Source organism: Pseudomonas sp. Marseille-P9899 (assembly GCF_903166565.1).
GTDB lineage: Bacteria > Pseudomonadota > Gammaproteobacteria > Pseudomonadales > Pseudomonadaceae > Aquipseudomonas > Aquipseudomonas huaxiensis.
In genome coordinates this window covers 1,219,473-1,243,467 of the sequence record NZ_CAESCG010000002.1, presented here as the reverse complement: position 1 = coordinate 1,243,467, position 23,995 = coordinate 1,219,473, and the positions used below count along the sequence as shown (strand labels likewise).

The following is a 23,995-nucleotide window of genomic DNA, read 5'->3' as shown; positions in this document are numbered from 1 at the left end:
TCACTGCCTTACCTTAAGAGGGCGCATAACCACTCCATTATTATCTAGAACATCGACTGTAACCAGAGGATACTTAACTTTGAATTGCTCAACCACGCCCAAACAGCTACTACACGCTGGACGCTCTGTAAATATAGTGACGGCACCTACCGCACTATAATTCTCACCAAGCTTTTGCGCGATACTATCCAGTATTTTCGCCTCTGAGTCGCCAGCCCTTGGCACCAAGACTCCAGAATTATTAGGCACACTCTGAGTCTGAAATAAACCACTCCCTTCACCGACAATACCCTGTGCTTGTTGAGCAGCGGTAGGATTGTTAATCCGGCTATGGGCCGCCAGTTGAGATGGCAATCCGTCGATATTAATTTCAGCAACAGCCATATTCCCCTCCCCTTTCAGCTTTGAAGGCAACGACGTTCGAATATCAGCGATTCTTTGAGCCAGCGAAGCTGTATCAAATACAGTTGCCTTACTACCATCAACTAGCAATGTATCGATAGAAGATACCGGAGATTTATTATCATTGCCACCAACCAGAACAGCTCCGGGCTTCTCTAGTCCAGCGACCTCCCCTTTAGCCCCTGCGCTGCTCGAACCACCCTTGCCAACCCCATAAGGCAGCATCTGCAAAGCACCAAGCGCGATATTTCCCGCAGCATTCCAGAGGTCGCCATCCGACGCCTGTCCTACGCCATAGCCAACCTGACCCGCACCATTCAACGCTGCAATAGAAGTGATCGCTTTACCGAGACCACCAGGCAAGAAGTAAATTACTGGCTCACCAATAGAGCTCAGTCCCGACTGTTGCTGTGCAAGAAGCAACGTGCTGCGCGCATCAAAGTAGATTTGCTCGTTTTCCGTCCTGTCGCGCTGCCAGACAAGGTTCTCCCAAAGTCCCATCTGACTACGGGCTTCGTTGGCCCAGGCCGTCTGCTCTTCCTTCCGGCCGGCATACGCATAGTCGTAACCACGAGCCACATCTCCGTAAAGCAACTTATCAAGACTCGCCTTCGCTCCCGCCACCCCCAACGCTTGAGTCTGCTCGTAGATAAATACCTGTAAATAAGCCTGGAGCTCCACCCTCTCGGCGTTGCTCAGCGAAGCAGGGTTTTTCTTGTAGGCATCCAGTAAACCATTACTGCGCTGATCGCTACCTTCCAAGCCGAACAGTTTTTTTGCAGCCGCAAGGTTCCCATCCTTGGAGTAACTGTCCCGAGCCTCGTCACGTTGCTTGGCCGAGTGGTCTCCGAGAAAGTTGTATTGCGTGCCGTTCTTCGCAATCCATGCGCCTTTTTCCAGGCTCGTAGCATCAGCATCACCCTGAGTAGCCGCCGCCAGCACACCGACAATTTGTGAACTCATCGTCAACAGGTTTTCGTCGCCGTTCACCCATTTATTGAGTTGCACAACCAGAGCTTCGTTGGCCCCTGCCGCCAGCGCCCCGGTCCGGAAATCACCACCTGTTGCCTTGGACAACAGCCCCCCCGCCAAGGCGTGAATGGCAATTTTCTCCATCGAGCCGTTTTCTATCCCGAACTGCTTGGTGTAGTCGCCGATGGCATTGAAGCTGGCCGCTGCCAAGGTGTTGAACATCGCACTTCTGAGTGCATCGCTTGCGCTAACGTCCTGTCCCAGCGCCTTGCCGAGCAGCATCGACGTACCGCTCTGCAACGTCTGGTTAGCGGCGAACTGACCGATGCCCTCTAGGGTATAGAGCTTGGGTCCGATGACCTTCGAAGTTGCCAGGTCCGTCTTGGTACCGGTCCAGCCATCGAAATACGCAGCCGTCAGCCCGGCCGTAACTCCAGAAACCACATATCCCTTCATGGCATCTGTAGAAGTCACATCCTTGAATACCGCCCCGAGATTGCCTCGGTTGTTGATAGTGCTAACAGTTGCATTCGTAGCTGCGGAGGTAGCCACGGCAGAGAGTGCGACGTTCGCCCAGCCGGCACTAACGGCAGTTCCAGTCGCAGTGAAGCCTGCAGACGCCATGGCCGTACCCGCTGTTGCGCCGGTACCGATGAGCCCGCTGAACATCGGCCCGGCAACCGCCGCCAGAATGATCGCAATAATGATCTGCGCCGCCGGCCCCAACCCCGAGTTCGAATACTTGAAGCTGGTATGAATCTCCTGCACCTGCCGCCAGTCGACTCCGCCCTGCGCCTCCAGCTCTTTCAGCCATGCCAGTTTCGGATCGGCCTTGACCATGGCGTCGATGGATTCGTGCACGGTCTGTTGGTTGACCTGCAACACGTCCGTGTGGATGGTGCCAACCGCCTTGATGACCAGTTCACCCTGGGCCACCATCTCGCTCTGGCGCACGGTTTCATCGGTGCTACCCTTGCCCTTCATGCTGAACCAGCCGACATCAGAGCTGCTCTTCTCGTGACTTTCCTGATGCAGGTCTTTGACTGCTTCGAATGTCAGATCGCCGCCGCTGCCTATGGTCAGGTCGCCACCGCTGGTGAGCTTGGCGGCCTGATACAACTGGTCGTTACCACTCTTCAGAACCAGATCACCAACCGTGGTGATCTCGCTGCCGATATTGGTGATCTGAGTGACTTCATCGCGCTTGGTCTTTTTGCTGCCGAAGCTCCCCTTTTTCTTCATGTCGTACAGCGAATAGTCGCTGTCTTCGGCCGCGAGCAGGGCAAGATTCCCGCCCGCTACCAGGTAGGCTTCATCACCCGCCGTGACCCGGCTGGCGCTCAGGATGAGATCCTGACCAGCACTCAGAGCGAGGTCGCTACCCGCTTTGAGGGTGCTGGAGACCTGACTGATCTGGTCTTCCTGTTTCTTGATGGTTTTAGAGGTGTAGGCGTAGTGATCTTCATTGGCCGCCGAGGCAATGGTCATGTCGCCGGTCGCCGAGATGTCGATATCACGCTGTGCATCGATTTGGCTGGCAATGGCAGTGAAGTCGCGACCTGCAACGGCGCTGAAGTCACGACCAGCTAAAACCGTCGAGCCGTTCTGGGTTATGACCTGGGTAGTGGTGCGTCCATAGCTGGTGCTGCTGGTGGCTTCGGCAGAAATGAGTTGCACGTCGCGACCGGCCTGCAGGCCCATGTCACGACCGCTTTGCAGCACACCACCGACGTTGAGGATGTCGCGACCGGCGTTGATGCTCATGTCGTTGGCCGCCTCGATTCGCGCAGCGTTGCCGACATAGTCGGTGCGCTGGTTCACCAGGTTGGTATTGCGATCGACGCTGGTGATCGAACGCTCATTGATCACATCGCCCAGCACGGTGGTCAGGTTGACGTCGCGCCCACTGATGATGCCCCCGGCCTTGTTGACGATATTGTTGCCGGCCAGCAGGTCGAGACGATTACCTGCTTCGATCAGGCCACTGTTGATGATGTCGTTGCCAGCCATCGCCGAGAGGTTGTTGGTCGCGCGCAAAGTGCCTGCGTTGAGCAGGTCCTGGCCTGCGATCAGGGTGACGTCATTGCCGGCGATGAGTGCACCATTGGGTGCCAGACGGTTGTTGGCGTTGGCCAGGTACAGCACCGGCACCAGCACCTTTTCGCCGTTCACCTCCATTTCTTCCAGCCAGACGATGTCGTGGGTCAGCGCCGCAACCTGCTCTGCCGTCAGTCCCACACCGATCGCCAGGTTGAGCTGCTGCTTGCTGGCGATGGCGTTGTCCATCAGGTACTTGAACATCGTGTCGTCGGTTTTCAGGCCGCCGATGAAGCGCTCGCCGGTCCTTGCAACGATCGCCTGCTGGATCAGCCGCTGCTCGTAGAGGCCGTCGCCCAGACGTTTGGCGCTGTCATCTGGGTTGTAGCCGAGGCCGGAGAGCAGGTAGTCGGAGCTCATGAACTGTTTGAGTTCGGTGAGTACCGGGTTGGTTTCGATCAGGTATTTATGCGGCTGCGATACGCCACTGCGGTCTGGCAGACCCTGTACGCGCTCGATGGTCTGGGCAGTGGTCGGTTGAGTAGTGGCATGGCTATCGACTGCCGGGACAGCGGGCTGCTGCACGTTCGCGGTAGCCGCCAGAGGCTCGCGCACCAGCGACGCAACGGTGGCAGCGTTGGCGACTTTTGGCGCGGTCACACTGACCTGTGCTGCCTGCGGCGTCAGTTCAGGCAACGTCATACCAGGCAGATTGGTGCCGGAGGCCTCGGGGGTGGTCACAGCCACTTGAGTATTACGCTCGCCCGGGCTCAGCCCCGGCAGTTGCAGGTCTGGGCGAGTGCCTGAAGGCTGGCCGGAGATGACTGAAGTATCGCGGCTACCAGTGGAGAGGCCGGGCACATTCAAGCCTGGCTGCCCGGCACCACCCGGAGTGGTGAGTGTGATCTGTGTATCGCGGCTACCCGGCGTCAGACCAGGCGTCTGCGGATCGGCAGGGTTGCCTCCAACCTGACCCACCGTTGTGCTGCGATCCCCAGTCGACAGGCCTGGAACACTCAGTTGGAGGCCACCGTTGCCCGACTGCCCACCAGGGGTCGTCAAGGTGATTCGGGTATCACGGTCGGTCGCTGCCAGACCGGCGTTTACGTTCGGGCCCGAAGCGCTGACCGCGCCGCCAGCAGCACCAGTTGCGCCCTGACTGCCGATGCCGTCGCTGCGGGTAATGTCGCCGCCATTGCTACGACCGGACTGCCAAGTGCCGTTGTCCACGGCACCAACATTGGAAACACTGATGGAGGTGGCGGTGGCGCCAATGGTTTCGGCTGTACGTGCAGCAATGGTGAGCTGTCGGGTGTTGGCAGACAGCTGATCGATGTCATCGAGCTGGAGGTTGCGGCCCTGGCTTTCCGGCAGTGCTCGCTCACGCTGGGTCAGATCGATGGTGGCTCCGCTCAGCGTCCAGTTTTGCAAGCCGCTATCGGCCTGCGTGATCTGGCCGACGGTATTGGCCTGCTGACTCAGGCGGAACAGCCCATTCTTGCCCTCAGGCAGGCTGAAGCCGGGAAGGGTCAATGGATTGACTTGCTGTTGGGCCAGGTCGGGCGGAAATTGACTGCCGGGAATATTGACGGACGGATTTGCCGAACTGACAGATGTGGTTTGTACCCGGTTTGCGCCCTTTGTAATGGATGCAAAAGGAGTGACAGAACCGTTGCTGATAGAGTTGCTGGCGGTAATGGATACAGCACCGCCGGCTTGGACAGTGGACATGTAATTTGAAAACTCGCCAATTACCTCCGTCTTCTTCAATGCAAGCGACGTAATTTCTGTTGGTGCGGCGATCAGGTTATTGGGATCAAACTGAGATATCAGCCCTTTCCCACCGAAATAATATTCATCTGGCGCACTGCTAACCATTACATAACCCTGAGAGGCTATATTTCTATCAGAGTCAAGCTCGAAACCTTCCGGATACCAGATTGCCATAACACCGGTGTCCGTATTACTTTTCGCGTAAGGCACAAGTCGGTAGGTTTTATCCTCAGCTCCATGCCCATCCATGGAGCCAGTGGCCACATACTCCTCAAGAGATACAACTCGCCCCTTGGTGCCTGCAGTCGTATATTCCAAGACAGGGAAGTCAGGATTATTTCTACGATTGTAATCATAAAAAATGTTAGTAACTACATACCCGAATTGAGCACCGTTCTTTACATCATTAGCATCCCGAGCTGGCTCATAATATTTGCGAACACTGTAGTTACCAACCTGCGAGCCCTCATTCTGAAAGTTCGAAACCTCAACATTGATATTACCGGCAGCGGAAACCGTACTATAGAGGTTGGAAAACCTTCCTCCGGACACCCGGAGATCACCTCCAGATAAAATGGAAGAGCTCGCACTATCAATTACTGCAACAGACTTAAATTTTTCAGTGAGGACATATTGCCCCCACCCCCTGTATGACCCGTCGTCCACATAGCAGTTGAACAGACAAATCGCACTCAATTTTCCAGAAAGCAACTTCGACTCAAGAGCAAACTGATCCTTGGCATTCTCCACCACATCCGCCGCAATCCGCAGATTACCAACAGACTCGATAGTCGCCGACCGATTCAAAACCGAAAGCGCCCGACCACCGGCGGCATCCTTGCCAATGCTCAACGCGCCCAGACTGTAAACATCCGCATACCGGTTGGTGAAAGCGCCCGCATACAACGCCATATCACCACCGCTGAAGATCAGGCCTTGCTCGTTGAGCAGGTTCGACGCGCTCAAGGTCAGGCGCTGGGTGCTCCCCAACGTGCCATGATTGTTCATGGTCGCGGCATTCAGGGTCAGATCGCCGGCAGCGGTGAGGCGACCACTGTTGGTCAGTTGCCCGCCAAGGGTCAAGACACCGGTTCCACCTGCCATGAGACGACCGGCCGCGGACAGTGACAAGCTGGCCGCAGCGAGGCTCAGGTTACCCACGCTGCTCAGCCGGCCAGTGCTGTTGAAGCTGCCGCTCAGGTCCAGGGAAAGGGTGCCATCGCTCTCGATCCGTCCCGCGCTGCTCCAGTTGCCACCACTGCCGGTGAAACTCTCGACCGCGAGCAATTTCCCGTTTTCCGTCTGGGTCAATTCGCCCACATTGACGGTCAACCGCCCCGCCTGAATCTCACTGCTGTTGATCCAGCTATCTGCAGTCAGCGTCAGCCCGCCACGCGTGACCAAGGTGCCGCCGCTGTTGGTGACATTGGCGGTGGAGATGTCGAACGTCCCAAGCCCGGCGTGCAGAACGCTGCCGCCCAGGTTGCGCAGCCCTGCGGCCTTCAGGATCAGATCGGCGCTGCTGACCTCCAGCCTGCCGCTCTGGTTGTTGAACACGCCAGCAACCTGGAAGTCGCTCTTCCCTGCCTCGCCAAGCGCGCGCAGCACACCGCTCTGGTTGTCTACGCCGGTCGCCGTTACCAACAAATGACTGTCGCTCTCGATCACGCCTGATCGGTTGCTCAGGTCATCCCGCAGCGCCAGTTCGACACGATTGCCTGCGACTTGACCGCTGCCATTGTCCAAGGCCAATCCGTCCACCCGCACCAGGCCCTTGGCGTACAGCCCACCTCGGGTGTTGGTGAGATTGCCGCCGCTGACGCGTGCATCACCGGTCTGGGCGGCCATGCGACCGTCGCTGTTATCGAGGGAACCGCCGAACAGGGTGAGTTGCTGGCCCTGGATCACGCCACCGTTGTTGTGCAGTTCGTTGGTGACATTGCCGTCCACCGCACCCGCAAGGCTCGCCAGGGTACCGCCAGCGTTATCGAAACTGCCCGCGTCGAGTAGCAGGTTGCCTGTACGCGACAGTAACCCGCCGCTGCGATTGTTCAGGGTTCCCGATGCATGAAGGGTCAGGCTGCCCTGCCCTTGCACCTTGCCCTGTTCGTTGAGCAGTTGAACGGCGCCAAGGCTGACATCGGCGTCCTGGCTGTAGATCCGGCCATCCGCACTGTTGTCGATCACGCTGGCGGCGTTGACCTGCAGATTGCCCCTGGCGGCAATAGTGCCCGCTCCGCTGTTGTCCAGTGTGCCCAGCGACAGATTCATGCCGTTCTGGCTGACGATCTGCCCGCCGCTGTTGTGCACTTGCAGCGCGCGCTTGAGCCAAAGAGCACCGGCGCTGAGCAGCGTCCCGCTCTGGTTGTAAAGCACACCGGCAAGGTCGAGAGTCAGTTGGGCACTGCCGGTGACAAGGCCACTGCGGTTGTCGAGGTTGCCGACCGTCAGCTCGAGCCCAGCGCCGCTGTCGATCTGTCCGCCAACGCTGTTGTCGAGCAGGCCACTGATCGTCAGGGTCTGCGCAGCACTGCTGGAGACGATGCCACCGGTGTTGTCGAAGCTGGCGGCACTGACGTCCATCCGGCCCTGACTGACCAGGGCGCCGTCGTTACCATTGAGCACGGCACCGCTGAGGGCGAGGGTCAGTGCACCGTTGCGGCTGGACAAGGTGCCCTTGCTACGGTTATCGAGGCTGCCACCGGTGAGGGCCAAACCCTGCCAGCCGGACAGCAGGCCGTTCTGGTTGATCAGTGTCCCGACGTTCAACGTCAGTACCTGACTGGTAATCAACCGGCCATTGCTATTGTCGAAACGATTGGCGTCGACGCTGATGTTCTGTTGGCTGGAGAACTCCCCTGCCTGATTGGTGAAGGTACCAACCCGCAAGAAGCTCAAGGCACCTTTGGCCGCGATCAGACCACCGCTGTTATCGAGGTTGCCGTTGTTGAGATCGAAGCGGACGGCCTGATCGCCAACGATACGACCGTTGCCGAGCAGCAACGAACCGAGGGTCAGACCCAGGTCGCCTCTGGCCGAGATTTCGCCGCCATTGCCGCTGGCGAGATCGCTAACAGCCAAGGTCAGGCCACTGCGGCTGTTGATCAAACCGCCATCGCTGTTGTTCAGTACGCCGCTGCCAAGGGTCACGCCAGTAACGCCGAGCAGGTTGCCGCCCTGGTTGTGCAGGCTGCCGCTGTTGACGTTCAAGATACCAGCGGCGCTGATCAGGCCGCCCTGACGGTTGTCCAACAAGCCGTTGCTGGTGAGCCCGAGGTTGCCACGGCTGCTCAGGACACCGTCGAGGTTACTCAAAGAGCCAACCCCCATATCCAGGCTGGCAGCGCCGATCAGGCCCTTGTCGTTGCCCAAGGCCTGGGCGATCACCAACCCAAGGGCCTGGCTGCTCAGCAGATTCCCGCCGCCGTTATCCAGACTATGCGCCGCAAGAGTAAAGGCACGGTTGCTGGAGATCTCACCACCATGATTGAGCACGCTATCGAGGTTACGCAGCAGCAGTGTGCCAGGGGTGTTGATCAAGCCGCCGTCGTTGTTCAGCAAGCCACCGTTGAGGTCGAGGGTCAGATGGGTGTTGCTGGACAGCCTGCCGCCCTGCTGATCGAGGCCGCCAATGCTGGCAGTCAAGGCATCGACGCTGCCAATACGGCCGCCGGCATTGCTGACCTGATTGGCACTCAGATCGAGTGTGGCGCCACTGTTGAGCTGGCCCTTGAGGTTGCTCAAGGTGCCGGTGGACAGGCTGACTGCGCCCTTGGCGCTGAGCTTGCCCTCTTCGTTGTTGAAAGTGCCACTGCCCAGTACCAGCGCGCCATCGGTGAGCAGTTCGCCCTTGAGGTTGCTGACCGCCTCGCTCACCTCCAGGGTCAGACCATTGGCGCTGTTCAGGGAACCATGGCTGTTGTCGAGGTTGCGCGCCTTGACCTTGAGGTTGGATTCGCTGCTGAGCAGACCGCGAAGGTTGTTGAGGCCACCACTGAGGCCCAACTCCAACGATTGCTGGGCAAGGATGGCGCCACCGGTGTTGTCCAGGCCATCACCGGTCAGAGAAACACGCTGGCCGCTGAGCTGCCCGCCTGTCTGGTTGATCAGTTGCTGGATCAGCAGGGTCAGGCTGGCTCCGGAGAACACTACGCCGTTGTCGCTGTTTTTCAGGGTCTGGCCGCTGACGCTGACGTCACCATTGCCGGTCAGTTCGCCACCCCGGTTATCGATCTCGCCGATCTCGAGTTTCAGCGCTTTTGTGGCACCGAGCAGGCCGCCGCGGTTGTCCATGCTGGTCGCACCCACACGCACGGTCTGGGTACCGATCAGTTGGCCAGCACGGTTATCGATGCGACCGACATCCAGTTCAAGCGCGGCCTTAGCGGCAATCTCGCCGGACTGGTTGTCCAGACTGGCAGCGTTGACCAGCAGTTTGCCGTCAGCGACCAAGGTACCGCGCTGGTTGCTTAGAGCACCGCCCACTGCCAGGGTCAGGATGCCGCGGCTGCTGAGCAGGCCGTCGGTATTGGTCAGGCCGAGACTGGCGATATCCAGGCTAGCGGCGCTGATACGGCCGCTGACGTTGCCCAGCAGTTGCTCCAGACGCAGGGTCAGGCCGAGGTTGCTGACCAATTTGCCGTTGCCGTTGTCGAGGCCGCGGGCAGCCAGGGTGAAGGCGTTCTGGCTGGAGATTTCGCCCCCCTGATTGCTCACCTCGCCGAGGTTATTCAGAAGCAGCACTGGCGCGTTGATCAGGCCGGCGTTGCTCAGGTTGCCATGGTTGAGGTCGAGGGTCAGCTGGGTGTTGCTGAACAACTCCCCGCCCTGCTGCGTCAGCCCGCTCAGGCTGGCATTGAGAATGCCGCCGCTGGCAATGCGCCCGTCGTTGTTGACCTGCCCGGCCGTCAGATCGAGCCCGGCGCTGCTGATCAGGCGTCCACCCTGGCTGTTGTCGAACGCACCGGTGGTGACGGTGGCGGCGCCCTGGCTCTTGATCAGGCCTTGCTCGCTGTTATTCAGACTCCCGCTGACAAGGCTGAGCGTCTGCGCGCTTTCGACGGTGCCACTTTGATTGAGCAGCGCGGTGCCGCTGCGTACCTCCAGCGCGCCGGCACTGGACAGGCTACCGGTCGCGTTATCCAGTTGCTCCGCACTGAGACTCAGGCTGCCCTCGCTGGTAATACGACCTTCGCGGTTGCGAAGTGCACCGTCGAGCAATGGCGCGGCCGTGGCGCTCAGTTGCACAGTCACCGAGTCCTGCGCCGCCAGGGTGCCTTGACCATTGTCTAGCCGATTGCCCATCAGGCTCAGGTGTTGAGCAAAGAGCAAGCCGCGCGCCTGGTTGACGACCCGGGCGACCGTCAGCTCCAGACGGGTCCCGGCCAACACTTTGCCGGCGCTGTTGTCGAGTAGCTGGCCGCTGAGGACAAGTTCGCGCTGACTGGAGAGTTCCCCGGCGCCGTTGGCGATGGAGGCGACCTCAAGTTTCAGCGCTTTTGTGCTGCCGACCAGACCGCCATTGCGGTTGTCCAGTTCGTTGCCACTCAGCCTCAGGTCGCCTTGGGCCACCAGCTCACCGCCCTGCTGCTCCAGCACACCCACCGTGGCCTCCAGATCACTCTGGCTGGCGATACGGCCCTTGGCGTTGGTCACGTTGTCGGCGCTCAGCCGCAACAGGCCGGTGGCGCTGATCAGGCCGCTCTGGTTATCCAGCTGACGCGCATTGAGTTCCAGCACCTGGGCGCTGCCCAGCAGGCCGTCGCGGTTGTTCAACTGGGCCAGACCCACAGTAGTGGCCTGGCTCGCGCGGATCACACCGCCACGATTGTCAGCCGAGGTGCCGCGCAGGGTCAGGGTGCTCTGGCCGGAAACGCGACCGCCCCGGTTGTCCAGCGTCATGATCAGCAACTGCATGGCGCCCTTGGCCAGCAGGTTGCCGCCCGCCTGGTTGTCCAGCAGGCCATTGACTGTCAGATCCAGGCTGCCGTCGCTGACCAGACTGCCGTTGTTGCGGTTGTCCAGGCTGGCGGCAGTTACCTGCAGAGCGCGACCGGCGCCAAGGGTTCCGGCCTGGTTGAACAGCACCCCGCTCAGGTTAAGGTCGAGGCGATTGTCGCTCATGACCTGACCATTGCCGTTACCCAGCGCTGCAGCGGTGACCACTGCCAGCGTGGCGGCAGAGACTTCACCGCCAGCATTGAGCAGGTTGCCGGTGAGGTTGAGTGTCAGGCCGGCGGTGCTGCTGAACAGGCCGTTACGGTTATCCAGCGAGGCGGCGCGGGTAGTCAGGCCGGTAGCGGAAATCTCGCCGCCTACGTTAGTCAGGGCCTGTTCGATCAGCAGCTCCAATGCCGCGTCACCGAGCAACGCGCCGCCGCTGTTGTCGAAGCTGCGCGCTGCCAGGATGAAGCTTTGCTCGCTGGAGATTTCACCGCGCTGATTAAGCACGCTGGCCAGGTTGCGGAACACCAACGGGCCCGGCGCATTGATCAGGCCACCATTGTTGTTGAGCAGGCCACCGTGCATGTCCAGAGTCAGGGCGCTGTTGCTGAACAGTTCACCGCCGTTGCTCTGGTCGAGACCAATGAAGCTGGCACTCAGGGCCTTCGCGCTGGCGATACGACCGGCGCGGTTGTCAGTCTGTTCAGCGGTCAGTTCCAGGCGGTCGGCGCTGGTCAGGCGGCCCTGCTGGTTGATCAGGGTGCCGGTTGTAACCCGCAGCAGGCCATCGGCGGCAAGGCGACCTCGGCTGTTGTCGAGACTGGCGCCGGACAGGGTCAGGTTGCTGCTGCCGAGCAATTCGCCGCCAAGGTTGCTGATGGCGTCCGCCACGGCCAGAGTCAAGGCACCCGCAGCGCTGGCACGACCGCCGTCGTTGTTCAGGGTGACGCTTTCAACACTCAGTGCAGCATCGCTACGCAGGATGCCGACGCGGTTCTTCAGCAGACCGCTTGTACCGTTGTCTGCGCGCAAGATCAGACTCAAGCCGGTCTTGGCGTAGAGGCTGCCCTGATCGCTGTTGTCCAGTTCGCCGCCGCTGAAGCTGAGGGCCTTCTGTGCGGAAATCACGCCTTTGGACTGATTACCCAGGTACGCCAGGTTCAGTTGCAGATCACCATTGGCGATCAGGCGACCGGCGCCGCTGTTGTCAAACCGGCTGCCACTGACAGTGAGGTTGCCGACGCTGGCGACCTCGCCCGCGCGGTTGTCCAATGTGCCCACCCGCAGGGTCATGGCCTTGCCGGAGTTGAGCAAACCAGCCTGACGGTTATCCAGACTGAGGCTGTCGATCGTCAACTGCTCCACAGCCACCACATGACCGCCACGGTTATCGAAGCGATTTGTGGTCAGTGTCAGGTTGCTCTTGCCGGAGATCTGCCCTGCGAATTGATTGTCGAGGCTGCTAGCGGTCAGTTGCAGTTCGCCGGCCGCGGTCAGCACACCGCCCTGATTGAGCGCGCTGCTGCTCAGTGTCAGCGCCAGGCGGTCATCACTGGCGAAGCGTCCCTGGCCGTTATCGAGGCGATCAGCGCTCACGGTGAGGTTCTGCCCGGCCAACACGCGACCGCCGCGGTTGCTGATGGCGTCGGTCTGGGTAAGGGTCAGGTCCTTGTCGCCCTGAATCAGGCCTGCATCGTTGTTCAGGCTCGCACTCGCGAGGTGAGTACTGATCCCAAGCAGCTTGCCCTGACGATTGTCCAGCGCGCCGGCGACCTGCAGGGCCAGGCCATTGCGAGCCTCGAGGCTGCCCGCCAGGTTGTTGAACAGCCCCGCGCGAACATCCACGGCATCGGAGGAAATCGTGCCCTTGCCGTTTTCCAGCAGTTGGGCAATGCGCAACGTCAGGGCCTGCTGGCTGAGCAGCTTGCCGTTCTGATTGTCGAGACTGGTCGCAGCCAGCTCGAAGGCTTGGGCACTGGAAATCTCACCGCCCCGGTTATCGACGCTGGCGAGGTTGCGCAGCAACAGCACGCCCGGTGCGTTGATCAGGCCACCCTTGTTGTTCAGGTGACCGTTTCTCAGGTCGAGAGTAACGCCGGCGAGGCTATAGAGACGGCCATCGTCGTGCTGATCCAGTGCAGCGACGGAAACATCCAACTGGCCGTCGCTGTTGATGCGCCCACCGTTGCTGTTGTCGGTTTCACCCGCTGCCACGATCAGGGTGCCGTCGCTGTCGATGCTGCCTTGTGCGTTGTTCAGCGCACCGTCAACCTGCAGGACCACTTGCTGACCGGCATGCACGGTGCCCTTGCCACTGTTGTCCAGGCTGCTGGCGGTCAGGCGCAGTTCGCTAGCGCTGAACAGGCCGGACTGGTTGAGCAGGGGGCCGGCGATTTGGGCGGTAAGGCGTGTATCGCTGCTCAGTCTGCCGCCGCCGTTGTTGGCACTGCCGGCGTTCAGGTCGAAGCCCTGCGCGGCGAACACGGTGCCCTGACGATTGTCGAGAACGCCGGTGCTGGTCAGGTTCAGGGTTGTGTCGCTTTGCAGCAGACCCTGACGGTTATCCAGCAAACCAGTGGTCACTGTCGCGCTGTGGGCCAGGAGCTTACCGCCTTGGTTGTCCAGTGAGCTGCCCACGTTGAGAACGAGCGCACCGGCGGTGCTGAGGCTACCGAACTGGTTGCCCAGGCTGCCGGCGCTGATATTCAGCGCCGGCGCGGAAATCAGGCCTTTGGTGTTTTCCAGAATACGGGCGATGCGCAGGGTCAGGGCCTGCTCGCTGAGCAACTTGCCGCCACCGTTGTCCAGGCTGCCGGCAGACAGAGTAAAGGCCTGGTTGCTGGAAATTTCACCGTCCCGATTGTCGACGCTGCCGAGGTTGTTCAGCAGCAATTGGCCCGGAGCATTGATACGCCCGCCCTGATTGTTCAGGTGACCGTCGTTGAGATCGAGCGCGATCGCCGACTGGCTGAGTACTTGACCGGCACCATGCTGATCAAGACCACTGACACGGGCGGTCAGTTGCCCAACACTGCTGATGCGACCGCCGCTGCTGTTGTCCAGCGCACCGCCGTCGACAAGCAAATTGGCCTTGCTGTCGATCCGCCCCTGCTGGCCGTTGTTCAGGCTGCCCAGCGATAAGCTCAGATTGCTCCCTGAGGCCAGCACCCCGCCAAGGTTGAGCAACTGTCCAACAAGCGTCACATTCAGGACGCCATCACTGGAGAAGCTGCCCTGGCTATTGTCGAAGGCGGCGGCGCTCAGGGTCAGGCTCTGACCACTCACCAGTCGCCCTTCCCGGTTGACCACAGCGCCCTGCTGACGCAACTCCAGCGATGCATCGCCCTGGATCAGTCCTTTGTCGTTGTTCAACGAGGCGCTAGCGAGCACGGCGCTGGCAGCCAGGATGCGACCTTCACGGTTGTCCAGTTCGCCACTGACTTGGCCGCGCAGACTGTCGCGAGCCTCAAGAGTGCCGAGCCGGTTGCTCAACGTGCCGGCGCTCAGGCTCAGCTTCGCCGCTGATACCTGACCGTTGCCGTTGTCCAGCAGTTGGCCAATGCCAAAAGTCAGCGTCTGCTGGCTGAGTATCTTGCCGGCGCGGTTGTCCAGGCTCGCGGCCAGCAACTCGAAAGTCTGGCTGCTGGATATTTCGCCGCCCTGGTTGTCGACGCTGGCAAGGTTACGCAATAGCAGCGCGCCGGGTGCGTTGATCAGGCCGCGCTGGTTGTTCAGATGACCGTTGTTCAGGTCGAGGGTAACGCCGGCGAGACTGTACAGACGGCCATCGGCATGTTGGTCCAGTGCGGAGACCGAGACGTCCAGTTGGCCGACGCTGTTGATACGTCCGCCATCGCTATTGTTCACCGCGCCAGCGGCGAGGCTCAGGGTCCCGGCACTGCTGAACAGGCCGGTCTGGTTGAGCAACTGCCCAGCAATCCGCGCGGTCAGAAGGGTGTCGCTGCTCAGTTTGCCGCCGCTGTTGTCGGCACTGCCGGCCTTCAGGTCGAAACCCAGCGCCGCGAATAACGTGCCCTGACGGTTATCGAGGCCATCGAGGCTGCTCAGGTCGAGGGTGGTATCGCTTTGCACCAAGCCCTGACGGTTATCCATTGAGCGGCTGGTAACAGTCGCGCTGCGGGCCAGAAGCTTGCCGCCCTGATTGTCCAGCGCACCGTCCACCACCAGGCTGATCGCACCACTGGTGCTGAAGCTGCCGGATTGGTTGCCCAGACTGCCCGCGCGAATATCCAGCACGGGGGCGGAAATCAGACCCACCGCGTTGTCCAGAGCATGCGCGATCCGCAGCGTCAGGCCTTGTTCGCTCAGAAGCTTGCCGCTGCTGTTGCCCAGCCTTTCGGCAGCCAAGGTAAAGGCCAGGTTGCTGGAAATCTCACCGCTACGGTTGTCGACGCTGCCCAGGTTATTCAGCAGCAGTTGGCCAGGAGCATTTAGGCGTCCGCCCTGGTTGTTCAGATGGCCATTGTTGAGATCGAGCGTGATGGCCGACTGGCTGAGCAACTGTCCGTCACTGTGCTGGTCGAGCCCACTGAGGCTGGCGGTCAGTTGACCGGCGCTGCTGATGCGGCCGCCGCCGCTGTTATCCACCTGCCCAGCTTTCAGGTCAAAGGTGCCGTCGCTGCGCAAGGTGCCTTTGGCGTTGTTCAGTTCGCCGTGTGCTCGCAGGTCGAGTTGCTGTCGGGCGTAAAGGTCGCCCTGGCGGTTGTCGAAGCTGCTGGCGGTCAGGTGTACGTCCGCGTCGGCGGCGAGGTAGCCGCTGCGGTTATCCAGCACTCCGCCCTCGATCAGCAGGTTGGCCTTGCTGGTGATGCGGCCTTGCTGTTGGTTATCCAGGCTACCCAGGCCGAGCACCAGATCGCCATTAGCGGCCAGCAGACCAGCCTGGTTGAGTAGCTGCGCGACGACCCGGCCTTCCAGGTAGCCATTACTCGTCAAGGTGCCGCCACTGTTGTCCAGGCTGGCGGCAGCCAGGCTCAGGCGGCTGCCGGCAATCAGTTGCCCGGCGTTGTTGAGCACTGCCCCGCCGCTGCTCAGCGTCAGGTTGCGATCGACCTGGATGCGACCGTGACGGTTGTCCAGCGAGCCGAGGGTCAGCGTCATGTCTTCGGCCAGCAGTTCGCCGAAGCTGTTGTCGAACAAGCCATCGACACCCAGTGCCAGGTCCTTGCTGACGCTCAGGGTGCCGCGCAGATTGCCGAGGGTGCCCGTATGGGCATCCAGCCGCGCGGCAGATATCAGTCCCAGGCTGTTGTCCAGCGCGCGAGCGATACGCAGTGTCAACAACTGCTGGCTGAGCAGCTTGCCGCCTCGGTTGTCCAACGAAGCAGTCGCCAGGGCAAAGCCCAGGCTGCTGGAGAGCTCGCCGTGGCGATTGTCCATCGAGCCAATATTGGCGAGCAGCAGTTGACCCGGGGCATTGACCAGGCCGGTCTGGTTGTTCAGGTGACCACCGTTCAGGTCGAGACTGACACCCGCCTGGCTGTACAGGCGACCGCTTTCGCTATTGTCCAGCGCGGTGGCATTCAGGCTCAGGTCGCCCGTGCTATTCAACAGGCCAGCCTGGTTGAGCAGTTGGCTGGCCGTGATCTGTGTCCGGCCATCCGCTGTCAGGTTGCCGTTGCGGTTATCAAGGTCGCCGCTGTGGATCAGTAGATTGGCCTGGCTGGCGATCCGGCCCTGCTGCCGGTTGTCCAAGCTGCCGAGCGTCAGGTCGAGGTCACCACTGGTCGCCACCAGCCCGGCCTGGTTGGACAAGTGCCCGGCGATCACGGCCGTGAGGCTACCCTTGCTGGACCAGTTACCGCCGCTGTTGTCCAGGCTGCCGGTAGCGAGGGTCAGTTGATCCCCTGCGCTCAGGCTGCCAGCGCTATTGAACAGTGCCCCGCCATTGGTGATCGCCAGGGTCTGGTCGCCCTGGATCTTGCCGCTACGGTTGTCCAGCGAAGCGGCGCTCAGTTCAAGATTGCGTGCCAACAGCACGCCGGTATGGTTATCGAGCAGGCCATCGACCCGCAGAATGGCGTTCTGGGTCGCACCAATGCTGCCGCCGCCATTGGCCAGGCCTCCAGCCTGGGCATCGAGCCGCAATGCAGAGATTTGCCCAGCGGCGTTGTCCAGCGCTTGGGCGATGCGCAGCGTCAGTGCCTGTTCGCTGAGCAGCTTGCCGCTACGGTTGTCGAGGGTGCTGGCCCGGAGCAGGAACGACTGGTTGCTGGACAGCTCGCCAAGGCGATTGTCTACCTGTGCAAGGTTGTTCAGCAGCAGTTGGCCCGGCGCATTAATCAGGCCGCCCTGGTTGTTCAGATAACCATGATTGAGATCGAGGCTCAGGCTGCTGCGGCTGTACAGACGACCGTCATTGCGCTGGTCCAGACCGCTGACACTAACATCAAGACTCTGCCCATGAACGCGCCCCCCGGAGCTGTTATCGAGCAGGCCAGCACGTAATTCCAGAGCGTTGCCGGCCAGCAGTCGGCCTTGCTGATTGTTCAGGTCGCCACTGACCAGGCGCAGATCGCCACCGGCGCTGAAAAGACCACTCTGGTTCAGCAACTGGCCGGCCAGCGTCGCCGTCAGCGCCGCATTGCTGGTCAATTCGCCGGTGCGGTTGTCCAGGCTCGTTACGCTCAGTTCCAGATCGCGTTGACTGGCTAGGGTGCCGCTACGGTTATCGATCGCGCCGCCGGAAACCCTCAGCAGATTGTCTGCCTGGACACGGCCGCCGCCGTTGTCCAGCGCGCCGAGCACCAGGTCAATATTGCCAGCGAGTAGCTCGCCACTACGGTTGTCCAGATTGCTGGTGACCGTCAGTCCCAGACCCTCCCGCGCCGTGATCCGGCCGCCGCCATTGACGAAGGTGCCAGCGCGCATCAACAAGGAAGCGCCGTCGATACGGCCCCTGCCGTTATCGATCAGGCCCGCGATGGCAAGGGCAAGGGCTTGTTGGCTGAGCAGCTTGCCGTCGCGGTTGTCGAGGCTGTCGCTGCGTAGCTCGAAGCCCAGCGTGCTGGAGATTTCCCCCGTGCGGTTGTCGACGCTGGACAGGTTGCTCAGCAACAGACGGCCCGGCGCGTTGATCAAACCACCCTGGTTATCCAGATGGCCGCGATTGAGGTCGAGATTGACGGCCGCCTGACCCAGCAGGCGCCCGGCGTTGTTATTCAGGCTGCCAACCGCCAGCCGGCTGTCGCCCTGCGCGGTGATAGTGCCGCTGGTATTGGCCAGCGCCCCACCTACCCGCGCGTCCAGCTCGCCGCGGCTGGACAACACGCCCTTGGTGTTGTCGAGCAGGCTGGCGACGTCGATTTGCACGCCGTTGGCGGCGATCATCCCGGCGCCGTTGTTCAGCGCCCCGGCGATGCGCAGGGTCAGCCCCTGATCGCTCAACAGCTTGCCGGCGCCGTTGTCGAGGCTGTTTGCAGCAACGATGAAGGCGCGGCTGCTGGAGATTTCGCCCTGGCGGTTATCGACGGTGTTCAGGTTGTTGAGGGTCAACTGGCCGCTGGCGTTGAGTACTGCGTTGCGGTTGTCCAGGTGGCCACGGTTGAGGTCCAGGCTGAGGTCGCCGTCGCTGTGCAAACGACCACCGTCGTGCTGGTCGAGGCTGCCCACACGCGCACTCAGGCTGCGGGCCGCGCCGATCTGACCGGCGCTGTTGTTCACCGCGCCGCTCACGTCCAGGCTCAGGGAGCGGCCAGCAGTCACCAGGCCGGTGATGTTGTCCAGCGTCGCCAGCCGCAGGGTCACATCACCCTGCCCCGACACTTCGCCGTTGCGGTTGACCAGATGCCCGGCGCTGAGGGTCAGCGCTTCGTTGCCGAGCAGCAGGCCGCCCTGGCTGTTGAAGACTTGATCGGCATTGCCCACCACGCTGCCCGCCACGACCCGGCCACGGTTCTGGTTATCCAGTCGCGTGGCGTCGATCTGTGCGAGGCGCCCGGCATTCAGGGTGCCGCCCTGGTTCGCCAGTTCGGCCGTGCTGACAGTAAGGTCGCGGCTGGCGACAACAGTAGTACCAGTGTTGTCGATGCGCGCTGCCGAGAGGCGCACGTCCCCCACGCTGTTACGGCTGTTGTCGGCATTGACGCCCGCTTCGATGACGCCGTGGTTGCTGAGCGTCCCGCTGCTGTCCAGCGCCACACTCTCCCGCGCCGCCAGACTCTGCCGGCTGTTCAAATCCCCCTGACTACTGACCGCCAGATCCTTACCGGCATACACCGCCCCCTGCGCATCAATCCCCTGCGCCTTGACCGTCGCCGAACCGCCCGCCGACACCTGGCCCAGGTTCAGCTTGCCATTGGCATCGATCTGGATATCGCCGCCAGCAACCATATTGCCCGCCAGCTTCACCCCGACTCCTGCCTCGGTACCGACCAGGCGGATGGTGTTGACGTACATGCCGCCCAGCGCCGAGGAGTCGATCGCCAGGGCCGGCGCCTGGCTGCCATCGGCAGCGCGTGCGGTGGCGGCAAGGGTGCGGGCATCGACGTCGTTGCGGCCGGCGACGATGTCGAGTTTGTTGGCCTGGATCTGGGCGTTGATCTGGGTGGCGCGGGTGATGATTTCGAATTGGTCGACGTTGCTGGCATTGAGGCCGGCGCCGTTGATGGAGACGTTGCCCTGGTCGACCTGGTAGCGGTTGATCTGACCGTTTTCGATCACTGCCTTGCCGGTGCTGAGGGTGACTTTCGGGGTGTTGATGAAGCCGCAGCCGTCGCAACTGATGCCGTGCGGGTTGGCGACGATGACGTGGGCGGACTTGCCCGCCACTTCGGTGTAGCCGCGCAACTGGCTGGCGCTGCCGCCGTTGACCTCGTTGAGGATGATGTCGGCGGCGCGGCCGCTGAAGTTGGGGTTGCCGACGATGATTCCACCCAGTTGGGTGCTCTGGGTGCGACTGGTAGTGTTGTTGAGGATCAGGCCCTGGGCATCGACGTTGTAGTCCTTGAACTGGTTATGTGACAGGCCATTGGCATTGGGTGTGGCGATGTTGATGATCGGCACGCCATTGCCCGCCGGCGCCAGGCGGGTGCCCGCCGCGCTGACCGCAATACCTTCGGCCTGGGCCCACAGCGGCTGCCAGAACATGACGTTGGCCAGCAGAAACGCCAGGGCGCGTTTCGGCAGGCCGCAGAAAGTCTCGCGCGGGTGCAGGGTCGCCGAGGGCTGGCGAAGGAGAAAAGCGAATTGACGGACATCCATGTCGTGGTCTCGATTCAGCTAAAGCTGGAGTTACAGCAGCAACTCCACGCGGAAATAAATGGGCGCTTCGCGCTCGGTAATGACGTCGGGGCGTTCCAGCGAATGGGCGAAGGTCACGCTGGCGCTCAGGTGCTGGCCGCGGGCAAACAGTTCCAGCGCGTTGCTGGAGACACGCCCGTGCTGGTCGCCGTTGTAGCGGTCGCCGCGGATCACGCCCTGGTCGTAGCCGACGCTGGCGCCGTACTCGGCCAGCACCGGGCGCAACCATTCCAGCGCCACCGGGCGGGTCCAGCGCAGGTCGTTGCGCCAATAGGCGCCGCTGTCGCCGGTCAGGGACTGGTCCTTGTAGCCGCGCACCGAAGACAGCCCGCCCAGGCTCAGGCGCTGCGGGCTGAACAGCGGGTCTTCGCTGCGCTGGCCGGTGGCGAGGCTGCTGAAACTGAAGGTCTCTTCGCCGATCTGGAACGGCTGCAGGTAGCTGATGGTCAGGCTGTATTTGCGGTAGCGGGCGTCGGGGTCGCCGGGGCTGGCGGTGCGGTCGGCCTGGGCATCGAAGGCGCCGATGCCCTGCTGCACGCCCAGGTCCAGGTTGACGAACGCGCCGCCGATCCTGCGCCCGTGGTTGATGCCGAACTGAGCCTCGCTCAGGCGGTTGCTGCTGTTTTCCAGGCGGCTGTCTTCGATGTAGTTGTTCGAGCGCAGGTAGGCCAGGCCGGTACTCAGCGAGGTTTTCGACAGGCTGTCGCGGTGGATCACCCGCTCGGCGCGCAGTTGGTGGTTCTGGGTGTCGCCGGTCTGCTTGAAGGTGAAGGTGTTGGCCTCGGCCTGTGAGCGGTAGGCACTCTGGCTGTAGGAATAGCTGAAGTTCCACCATCCCCAGGGCAGGTTGTAGAAAAGCATTTCGCTGTGCGAGGTGCGCTGGTGATCGCTGACCGCGTCACGACCGCCGCGCAGCATCAACTGGTCGGCCAGGCCCAATGGGCTGTCCCATTCCAGGCCGTAACCCCATTGCTGTTCGCCCGTGGAAAGCTGGCCGTCGTTGTTACGCGACAGGTTGGCGCGCCAGGGCTTTTTCAGGGTGTTGCCGACCTCCACGGTGCTGCCGCCCACCGTCGTGCCGGGCACCAGCTCCATCTTGGCCTGGTTGGACGGCAGGCGGTTGAGCTGGTCGACCATCTGCTCGATATCGCGCAGGTTGAGCAATTCACCGACCGCGCCGGGGAAGGCCATCGCCAGCTCCCGGGACGACAGGCCGCTGTCGGCGCCGCTCTTGATGCCTTCCAGGCGCCCTTCCACCACCTGCACTTCCAGGTGCCGGCTGCTCAGGTCCTGCTGCGGCAGGTAGGCGCGGCTGGTGACCAGGCCCATGGCGAGGTAGTGATCGGTGATGGCCTTGAGCAGTTCGTTGAGTTGCTGCACGCCGAGGCACTGGCCGATATAAGGCTGGGCCAGGCGCTCGCGATCGGCCTGGGACAGGCGGTCGGCACCTTTTATTTCGATGCTGTCGATGGGGAAGCAGCGGGTGTCGGGCGCAGATTCGGGGGCAACGGGCGGGGCTTGGTTGCCGGGCAGTTCGCGCAGTTCTTCAAGACGCCGTTGCTGCTCCTGCAACAGACGGTCCTGGCGATCACGAATCAGGTCTTGCTCGCCCGGGGTGGCCGCAAGAGCCGATACAGCGGCGCCAAGGCTCAAAGCCACAACGCACAACCTCATCGCGAGGTGGTGAACAGACATGATCCGAAATCCCACTCCAATATCACTATGCCATCAATGGCGGCGAGATATTAAATAGCGATGAAAATGGCGTCAATAGGCTGGCATTTGTCATAAAAATGCAAAGAAATCGTAATAATCTGCCAGACTTGTTTCTTCCAATTCACCCAAGCATATGGAAAGCCAGCCACTGCGCATAAACGCATGCGAAGGTGTAGTCATCATCATATGGGTCGACATACGGATTGCTACCAAGCGACATGCGTTGCTGCCTGCCAAACCATTAGTAGCGGAAGCCTGAAGAGACGTCGCGAGGCGGCCCAGGCATCAGCGAGGGAGTAAGCGGTACCGGTGACCCGGGCGTGCCGGACGGTGTTCGTCGGGGTGAATGAGCGGTAGGTCCCTCACCGCCTCAAGCCATCCCCCGAATTTATTGGTGCTAGACACCTCAAATCGATAACCAATGAACCCTGTAACGCAACCGGACGGGTCAAGGACGACCAAGCTCTTTGGCCGTCAGAGAACCTCTTGCATGCTAGCATCCTAGAGTGCATGATCTGAGCATAACTACAAATCAAGCGGTGCCCATCATGGTCAGCATTGCGTGCGTGAAACCCTCTCCATTGGCGCGGCCCCTGCTCAGGTCCGCGGCCCAGCTGGCCCTAGCTTCCAGCGAATCCCTGCTTATCCCCATACCGATCAAAGAGTTCCGGAACGCGCCTGCAGGTGCGCACGCCCCCTTTGAACAGTAGACCCGCGTTATGGCTTGAAGCCCAATAAGAAGGAAAACAAGAAATGAGCATGATGAAAGCTGCCCGCCTCCATCAGGTAGGCAAAACGTTCCAGATCGACTCGATCGAAGTACCAACACCCGGCGTCCATGACGTTCTGGTGGAGGTCAAAGCGTGCAATCTGGTACCGAACCTTCGTAACGTGATCGAAAGCTATCCAACCTGGTTCCCCTACCTGCCGCTGCCAAAGCTGCCTGTCATCTACGGGCTGGACGCTGCCGGCATCGTCAAAGCCGTTGGGCCGCACGTTCACGGGATAAAGGTCGGTGATCGCGTTTATGTGAACCCCGGCCGCAGTTGCGGGTCCTGCCACGCGTGCCTGCGCGGACAACACATCAACTGCACTGCGTACACCTTCCAGGGCTACTTCGGCTTCGGGCCAGGTTCACAAGAAGTGTTTGAGGAATATCCCTACGGCGGTCTCTGCCAATACATGACTGCACCCTCATCTGGCCTGGTGAAACTGCCTGAGGCGATTTCTTTTGAACAAGGATGCCGTTTTGGCTATCTGGGCACCGCTTACTCGGCCCTCCGTAAAGCCGGCGTGTGCTCTGGCCAATCGGTTCTCATTAGCGGGGCAACAGGCACCTTGGGCCTGGGCGCCGTCTTGCTGGCTCTGGCGATGGGAGCCACAAAGATTTTTGCTCTGGCGCGTAACCGGCAACTTCTGGAACGCGTGCGGGCGATCGCCCCGGACCGCATCTTCACGCTGTCGCACGGTGATCAGCCGCTAGGTGACTGGGTTCGTGAGCACACCGAAGAACTGGGCGCTGACGTCTTCATTGATGCGGTAGGCCCGGGAGCCCCCCATACAATCACTGTGGAAGCCATTGGAGCACTGCGCCGCGGTGGCCGCATGGTGGATATCGGCGGTATGTCCGAAGATCTTCCGGTGCCGATGTTCAAACTGATGTGCTTCCAAATCAGCGTGATCGGCTCTCTGTGGTTCACCGTGGCTGAGGGGCAGGACATGGCGGAAATGGCTGCTGCAGGAACGCTCGACCTTTCAGTGTTCGATCAGGAAGTGTTCCCGATCGAGCAGGTCAATCAGGCGATGGACTCGTTGGAAGACCGAAAAGGTGGCTTCACGAACGTCGTAATCGACCCAAGCCTGGTCTGATCTGAAGCGCCGTTCCTCGCGA

3 protein-coding genes are annotated in these 23,995 nt (G+C 61.2%); 1 reads left to right on the top strand and 2 read right to left on the bottom strand.

Annotated features, from left to right (window positions below; genetic code table 11):
- Together HWV67_RS31530 and HWV67_RS14925 are read right to left on the bottom strand one after the other, a co-directional pair.
- Positions 1 to 20,349, bottom strand: a complete 20,349-nt coding sequence (locus HWV67_RS31530) for a two-partner secretion domain-containing protein (protein ID WP_178126921.1) — start codon at positions 20,347 to 20,349, stop codon at positions 1 to 3.
- A 30-nt stretch (positions 20,350 to 20,379) separates the two neighbouring features.
- Complete coding sequence (locus HWV67_RS14925) at positions 20,380 to 22,083, bottom strand: ShlB/FhaC/HecB family hemolysin secretion/activation protein (RefSeq protein WP_175651778.1); 1,704 nt, start codon at positions 22,081 to 22,083, stop codon at positions 20,380 to 20,382.
- Between the two features lie 774 nt (positions 22,084 to 22,857).
- On the opposite strand from HWV67_RS14925, the gene HWV67_RS14920 reads away from it, so the two are divergent.
- On the top strand, positions 22,858 to 23,973 hold the full coding sequence (locus HWV67_RS14920; protein ID WP_175651777.1) for an alcohol dehydrogenase catalytic domain-containing protein: 1,116 nt from the start codon (positions 22,858 to 22,860) through the stop codon (positions 23,971 to 23,973).
- The last annotated feature ends 22 nt before the right edge of the window (positions 23,974 to 23,995 follow it).

What these genes read in the sequence shown, in the direction of transcription:
- HWV67_RS31530 (WP_178126921.1), bottom strand. Translation starts at nt 20,349, where the DNA reads ATGGATGTCCGTCAATTCGCTTTTCTCCTTCGCCAGCCCTCGGCGACC.
- HWV67_RS14925 (WP_175651778.1), bottom strand. Translation starts at nt 22,083, where the DNA reads ATGTCTGTTCACCACCTCGCGATGAGGTTGTGCGTTGTGGCTTTGAGC.
- HWV67_RS14920 (WP_175651777.1), top strand. Translation starts at nt 22,858, where the DNA reads ATGAGCATGATGAAAGCTGCCCGCCTCCATCAGGTAGGCAAAACGTTC.